General features: G+C 66.8%; 6 protein-coding genes. 4 read left to right on the top strand and 2 right to left on the bottom strand.

The genetic code is table 11. The annotated features are described in order from the left end of the window. Positions 1 to 526 precede the first annotated feature (526 nt). From BU52_RS36630 to BU52_RS36040, 3 genes are all read left to right on the top strand, one after another. Positions 527 to 763, top strand: a complete 237-nt coding sequence (locus tag BU52_RS36630; RefSeq protein ID WP_037940401.1) for a hypothetical protein — start codon at positions 527 to 529, stop codon at positions 761 to 763. 6 nt (positions 764 to 769) lie between these two features. Beyond that, positions 770 to 943 carry a hypothetical protein gene (locus tag BU52_RS36625; RefSeq protein WP_157847933.1) on the top strand — a complete coding sequence of 58 codons (174 nt, stop codon included), beginning with the start codon at positions 770 to 772 and terminating at the stop codon, positions 941 to 943. A gap of 480 nt (positions 944 to 1,423) precedes the next feature. Further along, positions 1,424 to 2,011 (top strand): hypothetical protein, encoded by a 588-nt coding sequence (locus BU52_RS36040; RefSeq protein ID WP_200881347.1) that lies wholly within the window; start codon positions 1,424 to 1,426, stop codon positions 2,009 to 2,011. A gap of 780 nt (positions 2,012 to 2,791) precedes the next feature. Here the strand turns inward: BU52_RS36040 and BU52_RS29965 are convergent. After that, positions 2,792 to 6,412, bottom strand: coding sequence for an NACHT domain-containing protein (locus BU52_RS29965; RefSeq protein WP_051858714.1), 3,621 nt, complete (start codon positions 6,410 to 6,412; stop codon positions 2,792 to 2,794). Between the two features lie 434 nt (positions 6,413 to 6,846). Here BU52_RS29965 and BU52_RS29960 point away from each other — a divergent pair, with 434 nt between their 5' ends. After that, positions 6,847 to 7,755 carry a replication-relaxation family protein gene (locus BU52_RS29960; protein ID WP_037940396.1) on the top strand — a complete coding sequence of 303 codons (909 nt, stop codon included), beginning with the start codon at positions 6,847 to 6,849 and terminating at the stop codon, positions 7,753 to 7,755. A 1,094-nt stretch (positions 7,756 to 8,849) separates the two neighbouring features. On the opposite strand, the gene BU52_RS29955 is transcribed toward BU52_RS29960, so the two are convergent. After that, on the bottom strand, positions 8,850 to 9,887 hold the full coding sequence (locus BU52_RS29955) for a methyltransferase domain-containing protein (RefSeq protein ID WP_037940394.1): 1,038 nt from the start codon (positions 9,885 to 9,887) through the stop codon (positions 8,850 to 8,852). Positions 9,888 to 9,938 lie beyond the last annotated feature (51 nt).

Genomic DNA, 9,938 nt, shown 5'->3' with positions numbered 1-9,938 from the left:
TGCGCAAGGCGGGTGACGCTCCGTTCGCTGCGCTCCCGGAGCTGCGGGGACTACGTCCCCGCGAGGTGGCTTTCGCTGCGCTCCAGCCACCCGGGGCGCTGCGCGCCCAGGAGGCCGGCCCCGCTGCGCGGGGCGGCCAACGGGCCTTCGGCCCGGGCAGCAAGGGGGAGGGGTGGCCTGGGTTGGTGAGTCTGCATCAGGTGATGCAGCATGTAGCTTTGGCAGAACCGGGCCACATCCGTGCTTCACATTGGAACCTGGATCAACTCTGGAGCCGGTCCACGCCCCCGCCCTGCGTGGATCACCTGTGTCCCTGCGCCGAGAAGTTCTCTTCGAGTTGTGGGTGTTTTTGGGTTTCATCGGGCCTGCTGTTGATTAGAATTACGGTGTCGGGAAGGGCGGCAACCCTTCCCCTCAGTGAATTCTCTGGTGAAACGAAGGGAAAACAGAATGCAGCTCAAGCCAGGTTTCTCTGGACGTCATCGCCGAGGCGCGCGAGGAAGCGCACGCGGTCCTGGCGACCCTCATGGCGCGGCTGGCGCCGGGTGAGCACGTGGTGCGGCTCGGGGTGGACATGGAGGGGCAGGAGCGTCCGCTGAGTGCGACTCTGCCGGTCACGGTGGAGGGTGACGGCGGCGCTGACGACCTGGTCGGCGCGGAGCCGAAGTGGCTGGACAACTTCGTCTTCCTGCTGACGTGCGGTCTGGCTCAGACGCTGTGCTCGGGGGTGATGTACCTGCGCTCCACCGACAGCGAGGGGTAGGCCACCGTGCGGGCCTGGCACCTGTGCTGGGGGGAGCTGAGCGAGTGCCCGGCCGCTGAGGCGGCCGAGCTGCTGGACGGCCGTGAGCCGGGCGTCTACGTGGACGCCTTCGGGCTCCACGCCCCCGAGGACGACGGGTGCGAGGCAGTGTTCCCGCCGGTCGCCTACACCGTCCTGTAAGCCCTGCGGGCCCCGGGGTGGCTCCCCGGGGCCCGCCTCCCGCCCCGCTGGCCCGCCCGGGGCGCGGCACGGTGTGTACGTGGATGGCGACCCGGCATCCCGTGCCGCACACAGCTCCCCTCCCCGGCGGTCAACCTGGGGAGGGGAGCGCAGCGGACCGTGCCCCAGTTGGGCGGGGAGCGCAGCGGACCGCCCACACCTCCTGCGGGTGGCGCAGCCACCCGCTTTTCACTTCCCCAGGGCGCGCAGCGCCCCGGGACACCCGCTCCGCGGGGGAGGAGGAAGAAAGAGAAAAGCAAATTACTGCTCATGGGTACATTGCTGCGCCCTGCTCGAATTGCTTTTCCGGTGGCTCGACTTTTTGGTAAATTGCTGAGGAAATGAGAACTGGCGGAGAATGTGGATGCAAGCGGGTCGGCAAACCCTCTCCGGCATTCTCCGCCAGCTGTTCTCTGGTGGAACTGTTCTAGTCTACGGGAGTTGGTGGTCATGATGCTGCGCTGCGCACAGGGCGAGGGAGTGTCGGTGATGGGCGAGGTGGGCGCGCCGCGTCGGATTGAGGGCGGCCGGTGGGTGGTGAGCCGGGCGTGGGTCATGGAGTTCACCGGGGCGTCGGCCGCCACCGTGCACCGCTGGTACATCCAGCGTGATCGGTACCCCGAGGAGCGGCGGTTCCCGGAGGTGGCGTGCACGGTGGACCGCACTCACTTCTACGACCAGGAGGCCGTGGAAGCGTGGTGGAGCGCCTGGCGGGAGGACGTCGGTACCGGCCGTCTCCGGGCCGCTGGACGGCGCCCAGGAGACGGGCGCGGCAACCAAGGCGGCGGGCACGGCCGCGCGCAGCGGGACCGTGCCGTCGCGATCGTCCTCGCCGAGCTCCGGCAGGCCGGCGGGTACCGGCGCGGCATGGCCGCACGACTGGCACGCGAGCACGGCGGCAGTGAGCGCAGCTGGCAACGCGCCATGACCGAGGCCCGCGCCCAGTACGAGGACGAGCACGGCCAGGACCCGGGCGGCCAGGACGACGGCCAAGACGGCGCCGAGCCCGTGCTGCAGCCCTCGCTCTGACATCCCGCGCAGCCGCGCCCCGGCCGGCGCCTGCTGGTGCGCCACCTCGTACAGCGCCGGAACGCGGAGGCCCCGGCCGACGCGCAACAAAATTCACGCCCGCCCGATCCCCCGGCCGCACACCGCACCACCGCCCGCCCGTCCCTCCCTTCCCTTTCTTCTTTCCGGTCCAGGACCAGCGCAGGGGTGTGCAGAGGGGGATGTCGGGCTGCCGACCATGCCAGCACAGGTGTGGTGACCTGCTGGTTCGGTACGCGAGGCCTTGCCGCCGGGGAACAGTTGTCGGCGGGGTTGTCGGTGGGGTTGGGGGCCTGGTCGGGGGCGGCGTTATCGCATCGTGACCGTGGTCGGGCTCTGGTGGTCGGCGTACTGGTCGGGGCCGGCTGATGCCCTGCCTCGTACCCGCGGCACCCGGACAAGGGGGTGGGACGGGACGGAGCCTTGCACCAGCTCCGGGGCTTTCATGTGTGTAGGGCAGCGAGGCGCTACGGTTCCACCCATGGAGATCTCAAGATGAGTCGGCCGCATCACGGCCGCAGTGGTCATGGGTGCGGCGTTGATCATTGGGCGCGCGCTCCAAGATGCTGCGTCGCGGTCGGATGTCTAGGACAACGGTTGCCGCAATGAGATGAATTGGCACTGGCAGTGCGAGTGCGGCGCTCAATCTCGTGGCGGCGATATCAAAGCCGACATGGTGTACAACGCCCAGCGGCACCAGCGGCGCACTGGTACGGGACACTCGATGCCGGAGGTCTATCCGGAGCCCTCGTAGGTCGAGTGTCAAGCCTGGAACCACCCGGCCTGAGCAGCCACATCCGCTAGATACGTTGCGGTGTCACCCCCGACACGCCTGTCCGCTGCGGTCACGGCCGACATCGGATATTCGAACGGGGAGTCGAGGATCGCAGCAGCGTCGTTCTCGGTGAGGGCGGGCGGGCTTGCGCATGCTTTGCTGCCAGGGCCGAGCGCCGTAAGCGCGCTGAAATCGAAGCCTTCGGGATCGCGGTACATGCGCGCCGAGAGGACCAGCTGCGCTGGCCAGGCGGCTGTCGAGTACTGAGCCATAACTGTCAGTGTCTCGATGGGCAGACAGGGCAGGTCCTGCTCCGTGATCTCACCGTGAGGCTGGCACACGTACTGGGCTACTGCCAGTGCCGTGTGCGGGGAGAGGGCGGCCGCCGCGGAGACCACGTCGAGGCTTAGAGACCGGGCGATGGTGGCACCCAGCCGGCTAGAGCTCATGAGCAGAGCCCGTCGCATGTTCTCTGGTAGAGCATTGAGGGTTTCATCCACGCGTGGCAGTTGTTGCATGACTACGCGCAGCTCTGCGACCGCGAGCAGGCCAAGTACCCACGTTGCGCGCGAGAGTGGGTCAGCGTGGGCGTCGTACTGTTCACTCCACCAGGAGACATCGGTGCGGTTGCGCCGGAGTTCGGCCAGGAGACGACCGTGATCGATGGCCGGTCCCAGAGGTTGAGAGCCCGGGGTGAGGTCCCCGCCAGTGGTGTAGTCGATAGCTGCAGCGCCGATCACCGTGATCTCTGCCGCCAGCCAGGACGGGCCCAGGATGGCGGTGAGAGCGCGGGCGGTGTTACTCCACGGAGAGGTGGTGCGCCTCTGGCCCTTACGGAATGTTAACGCGGTCTGCAGGTCGGCGAAGCGCGGATCGCGGTCCTTCAGTCGTGTAAGCGCTGTTTGACGCTGCTTGGCAGGAGTATCTGGGAGGAAGTGACCAACAAGATCGAGGTTTACTACATCAGCGCCGTCCGCCATCCTGAGAAAGTTCTGCGGACGGAGCACCCGCATCAAGTTCGCCGCATATGTATTAGCGGAACAGGGCAATTCGGATGCGTGCCCATTGAGCACAGCTTGGATCATCAGGAGTTCTTGGCGAGATCCCCGATCAGGTGACAAGCCGGCGTCCAGGGCTGCAGCGGCCGCGGTTTCGTCGGCAAGGGTGAGATTTGCGATCTCTGACCGCGTGAGCCGACTGGCACTGTGGTATGCAGTCCCCATGCGCAGCCATTCGGCCTCCCAACTACTGCCGATGGCACGTTCCATGTGCGGATGCCACCACTCATGGAAGGCGTCTGCGTCATCGAGGAGATATAGGGCCAGATCCAGTCGCTCTGGGGTGGCACGCGATACAGGGTTGTGGCTGACAAGCTCGAGAAGCTTGTCAGCCAGATACTGTGCGCCGCGGTCGCGCGTCGGGACGGGCAGGTCGTCCTGTGTCGTCAGCGCCCGGTGGATGAAGCGGACGCTAAGATCGTCCAGGAACATGTCCGCGGCCCTGTGCTGAGTCCTGGAGCGGCCGCTGAACACGCCGTCGGCAAGGAGCACCCAGGCGGACAGTCGCAGTTGCCGCGGTCGAGCACCTGCGTCACGCTCCTCTTCGAGGGCCTCTACCAGCCCAGCGAGCTCGTTGGGCCGGGAAAAGCCAGCGAAGAAGCGGCTTGTGTTGAGCCAGTAGCTGCGGCGAACGAGGTGCCGCAGGATCTCGGAGCGGTCGAAGGTCCGCTGGTCTGCGCCAGCAAACTCATACATGTAGCGCGCCGCAAAGTACTCGCGCAGAGGTTGTACGTCGAACTCGAAGGTTCCTTGCGCTTTGCTCGTCAGTGCCCACACTCGGTCGGTGACGCCGGTGAACAGATCGTCGACAAGCGTGACGTGCTTCTCGACGCTGAATAGATAGTTGAGGATCAGGCGCTTCAGCTCCCGAATGGGTAACTGACCGTTGCTGCTTTCCTTCTCCGCATCGGCCTGGAGCCTCCAGCCGAGGAAGGCGGTCACTTCTTCCAGATCGGTGCGGTGCTCGTCGACCGCTGGAGTCTTAGCGGCTTCCCGATCAAGAAACGTCTCCATGTAGGAGGTGTAGAGGTCGGTTCGATTGGCGGGGACAGAGTTGCCGCGCTTGTGCATCAGGTACAGCAGGATCGTCAGCTGCATCGGGTTGTTGGCAAGCTGAGCGATGTGAGGTTCAGCCGACCGCTGGTGAAAGATGCGTTCTAGGCTGCGACGCTCCTTCTCCGGGATGGACCGTGCGCTTGCCCATTTGTGCAGGTAGGCGGTGCGCAGGTCATCGCTGAGCCGGTCCAGGGCGATCGTTTCGAAACGATCTGGCGTGGGCTCGGCTAAGCCGCCGACATTGGGGCGGGTGGTGACGATCACCTGTGGTTTGTAGGTGTTGTGAAGCCGGGCGGTGAAACGGTCGATCTCATCGACAACGCGCTGGCGCGTTTCAGCGCGTGCGACTTCGTCCAAGCCGTCCAGAACGACGAGTACCGGCAACCGCTCGAGAATGTCGGCGACGGTAGCCGCTGTTGCCGACAGGCCGCCGCTGTGGGAGGTGAGAACGTGGGCAAGGAACTCCTCCACGGTCCCCTGACGACGCAGCGCCTTGCGGGGCTTTTGGACCACGGTGTCGAAGGGGTCGATTCCTGCGAGCCAGGCCGCGTAGTCATGCAGGTCAACCCGCAGGGGCAGCCGTGGGTCGCTGGCCGGCACGCCGTCAACCGGGACCCCGGCCGCGGCCGTGTGTCCGAGATAGGCGGCACGGTGAAGCTGGCATACATACTGGCCAAGGGTGGACTTGCCTTGCCCAGGCTCGCCTCTGATCAGGGTGAAAGGCTGTCGTGTGCTCAGCAGGTAGCTGGCTGCTCCGCCCAAATTGGCCATTTCGGTCTGCTCAAAGACGCGGTGCTTGGGCACGGCGCTGGGTGTGGCCAGACGGACAGCCTCAACGTCAATGAAAAGGTCTTCCAGGCGGTGTGAGGTGAGTTCCGCCTGCTTGAACTTGACCTTCGAGTCGTCCTCCCACTGGGTAGCGATCACGTTCATGGCCAGCTTCCGCAGAGCGTGGTCATGCGCTGCTGCTTCCGCCCCGTTGATGAGGTACCGGACCAGGTCGTGGCCAGCAAGCATATCGGAGTAGGCCCACTTGAGCCCGTCAGGGGCCGCATCCACGCGCGCATCGATGTCGGCGCGCCACCAGATGCGGATGGGTATCCCGAAATGGGCCTCGTGCTTGGCCAGCTCCTTGTCCAGGGTATCCATCGATCCGCGCTTCGGCACGGCTGTTCCGGTCACTGAGGTCAGAAGGTAGTAGGCCTTAGCGCCTTCGCTAACAAGTCGGCGGATGTTGTCGGCTTCGCCAGCGATGGCTTCGTTAAGCCAGGTCACCGGCTTCTGCTGCGGCTTGCTGGTCCACTTCACCTGGTAGATGACGAGCTTGCCGCCCACCTCACGGGTGGCGTCGCGGCCTCCGTCGGAATGCCCGACCGGGTAGCAGCGTGTGTCGGGGAAGACGTGGGCCAGCAGTGCATTGCACAGCTGCTGGAACGTCTTCTCATGCAGCCGTTCGTAGAGGTAGCGCCCATCAGCCTGCACCAATCCGCTCATGCGCCCCACCCTCTGTTCTGCCAGTCTGATCAGCGATCCACTCTAGGTGACGGCACTGACACAACGGCTCGGCGAGAGCGACCGTTGCTCGCGAAATGGAAACCAACCCGTGTTTCCTCTTCGTCGCCGTGCAGCTTGCCCCGGCCGGCGCGGCCGCCGGCCGGGCCACCCAGTTGCGGCCCGAACGTAGACGGTTGCCATGACCAGGAACAGGCCGGTACCAGCGTGGTGACCTGCTGGTTCGCTGGTCAGCCGCCGGTGGGGTGGGAACAGTTGTCGGCGGGGTTGTGGGCCTGGTCGGGGGCGGTGTTGTCGCATCGTGACCATGGTCGAGCCCTGGTGGTCGGTGTTGTGGTCGGGGCTGGCTGATGCCCTGCCTCGTACGCGCGGCACCCGGACAAAGGGGTGGGTGCCGCTGTACGAGGGAGTACGTCATGGCGGACGTCGACACGGGCAGCCGGGACCGGCTGGCGGTTGCGGTGCTCGCGCAGTACCGGATGGCGACCACTGAGCAGATGCACCTCATCCTGTCGCCCGATGTGCGGATCGAGCAGACACGGCGCCGGCTGATGAAGTTACGCGGGGAGGGCCTCATCGACCGGGTGACGCTGCCTCAGGCCGGCCGTACTCGCGTGTGGTTCGCCACCCGGTACGGGGCGCAGGTGGCGTCGGAATGGCCCGAGCTGCGCGGGCGGCGGCCGCCGCGGGGTGCGCACGACCGGACGGCGGTGCGGCTGGGTGTCGGGCACGGGCTCGCGGTCACGGAGACTGGGCTGGCGTTCCTGCAGGACGCCCGGCGCCGCGGCGACCTGTGCCAGCCCCTCGACTGGATCCCCGAGGTCCACCACCCCCTCGGTGGCGGCGAGGCCGTCATCCCCGACGCCCTCCTGTACTACCGAAGCCGCGGCACCCGCAGGACGGGCAGCGGCGAGGACGGCGGATTGATGCTGCGGGCCTTCGTCGAGGTCGACCGGGCCACCATGGGTCCTGAGCGCCTCGCCGCCAAACTCGGCGCCTACGCCCGCCTCCACCAGTACGTGCCCGCACCCCCGCCCGGCGCCCGCCGGCCCCTGGCCGTCCAGGAAGAGACCTGGCGGCGGCAGTACCCGCTGTTCCCACGACTGCTGTTCATCCTCGACGGCACCGGTCCCACTGGCATCCACACCCGCCTCCAGGCACTGGGCGCGGCCGCCCGCGACCTGGCGCTGACCGGCTTCCTTCGCGAAGTTCCCGTCCTGGCGGCAGCGATGACCGACCTGCTCCAGCACGGCCCCTCAGCACCTATCTGGCGGCCCGTCCAGAACCCCGAACAGCGGGTCAGCTGGACGCACTCACGCGGCTGACCACCCCGCCCACCACCCCCGAGCGCCGAGCCGGGCAAAGCCCCTGCTGGTAGGCAAACGGCACTGCTGGACCCATTCGGCCGTCGCCTACTGGCATAGGGATGCACTGTTGATCAATCTGAACGGGCGGGGCTCACCGGCTCACCTGTCGCCGACGCCGATCAGCCCCCTGGGTACCGCCCCCCGGCTGACAGGACCAGGGGCGGTACCCAAGAAGAAGAGCCTGCGCATGCGGACATTCCGACGGGGACGGCACGAAGAAGGCTGGCAGCTACGCATCCCAGCCCTCATTGATCTTCATCAGGTTAGGTAATGCCATTGCGCGGGCCATCGCCTGTGTTCCCCCGACCATGGACTGCACAGCCCCGACCATGGACCCGACCATCGCAGGTCACAGCGTTGCGCAGCCCCTGCGGCCGGATTGTGCAGACTGCCGTCGCGGTGCACAGTACGCATCCCGCGTCATCGCTGCACAGCCGGTTGCACTGGCAAGACGCAACAGTCAGAGATCACCTGCACAGAGGGGGCGAGGTTACGTGCCGAACAGCGGCACCGCCTCTGGGGACAGGTCAGGGCGTGATCGGTGAAGGCGTACGGGGTGACGCCACCGGCCGGCCCCGTCGCGGGCGACGTCCACTGCCACCTCCACCTTCACCGCCGGGTGGGGTGCGGCCGGTCCACGGATACCCGCCCACCGCCGGCGCTGGCACCTCCGCGAGCACGTCGGCCGCAGAGCGGGCGAGCGGGACAGTCCGGCCGGTGTAGCGCAGCGCGCCCATGCGGTCGTGGCGTCCGAGTAGGAGCGTGCCGGGGGCGGAGAGAGGGCCGGTGACAGCGCCGACGATGGCCTCAGTGGTCGCGCGGATCTACTGGCGAAGAGGCAGTGTTCCGACCTTGCACTATTCGATTCATGTGTCGGTTATGCCCACCAAGCCGGACGTCCCAGAGGGCTGACTTATCGGACCGCACGACTGAACCACGAGGGCGAACTCCAACTGACTGAGGGCATATCGAACCCGTTGGAGACCGAGCGCGTGTCGAAGGCCCGGGCAGCAGTCCCGTCCGCAGTGGAGGCGGTCGGCCAGCACCCACGACTACGAGGTGGCTTCCGCTACGACGACGTACAACGTCACTGTGGCGAAGAAGGGCCCCGTAGCGAGATGGTGAAGCCACCTCTGCGATGCCAGGGCGGGCAGGTAGCCCGCTGACACGGCGCGCTCGGTATTGCGCTGAAGGCCGAGGACCTGGTCGGCGGCCTGAACATCACGAAAGACCGAGGTGATCGGGACGACGGTCGGCACGGCGAATCCCGCATCCAGCGCGAGCCGGGCCAGCTGACGACCGATGACCCCGTTGCGTACGACCTTGTCCGTCACGTGGCGGGTGTAGGCACGCGAGATCTCGAGGTCGGGGTAGTCGATGGTCAGCGAATCCCAGTCGGGTTCGCCCATGACGAGTCTGCCGCCTGGGCGCAGGACACGCCGGGCCTCTGCAAGTGCCTGGGCCGGGTCCGCCACGTGCTGGAGCACGCGGTCGGTCCGGGCACGGTCGATGCTGCCATCCTCGTGCGGGAGAGTGTGGATGTCGCCCAGCTCTACCTCGACCGCGGGCAGATTCTCCGTACGCCTGCGTGCTTGCTCAACCATCTCCTGGCTGGAGTCGATGCCGATCACCCTGCCCGACGGGCTGACCGCCTTGGCGAGAGTGCTGAGATCTGTGCCCGGTCCGCAGCCCAGATCAAGTGCAGTCTCACCGGGCCGGGCATCCAGTGCATCGAGCATGACGCTCTTGTAAGAACGCGCCGCGTCCGTCGCGGCCAGTTGGTCGAGGTAGCCGACCTCGTCAGGAACAGCGCTTTCGAATACACGCACAGACAGGCGGGCCATGGAGTGCGCCTCTCGCTCAAGCAGCTCCCGCCCCGCGGGCGTGAGGCAGAACGGGCGTTGGCGGCCCTTTTCCTCCAGGGGCTTCACCAGCTGCTTCGCCTCCAGACGGGCCAAGGCTCCATACAGACTCCCGGGCCCGAGGCGGTGACCGGAGACCTGCTCGATGGCCGCGTTGATGGCGTACCCGTGCAGCGGCCCGTCGGCCAGTGCGCACAGCACGAGCATCTGGGCGTCGTGGGTGCGCATGACTTCTCCCGCTGTGGTCGGCCTCCGGAATGCGTTCCCATGATGCTACAC

Origin of the sequence: Streptomyces toyocaensis (assembly GCF_000725125.1) — a bacterium.
Lineage (GTDB): Bacteria > Actinomycetota > Actinomycetes > Streptomycetales > Streptomycetaceae > Streptomyces > Streptomyces toyocaensis.
The sequence above is the reverse complement of the archived record's forward strand: the minus strand, read 5'-3'. Positions and strand labels throughout refer to the sequence as shown.

Coding starts and splice junctions, on each gene's coding strand:
- BU52_RS36630 (WP_037940401.1), top strand. CDS start 527: ATGGCGCGGCTGGCGCCGGGTGAGCACGTGGTGCGGCTCGGGGTGGAC.
- BU52_RS29965 (WP_051858714.1), bottom strand. CDS start 6,412: ATGAGCGGATTGGTGCAGGCTGATGGGCGCTACCTCTACGAACGGCTG.
- BU52_RS29960 (WP_037940396.1), top strand. CDS start 6,847: ATGGCGGACGTCGACACGGGCAGCCGGGACCGGCTGGCGGTTGCGGTG.
- BU52_RS29955 (WP_037940394.1), bottom strand. CDS start 9,887: ATGCGCACCCACGACGCCCAGATGCTCGTGCTGTGCGCACTGGCCGAC.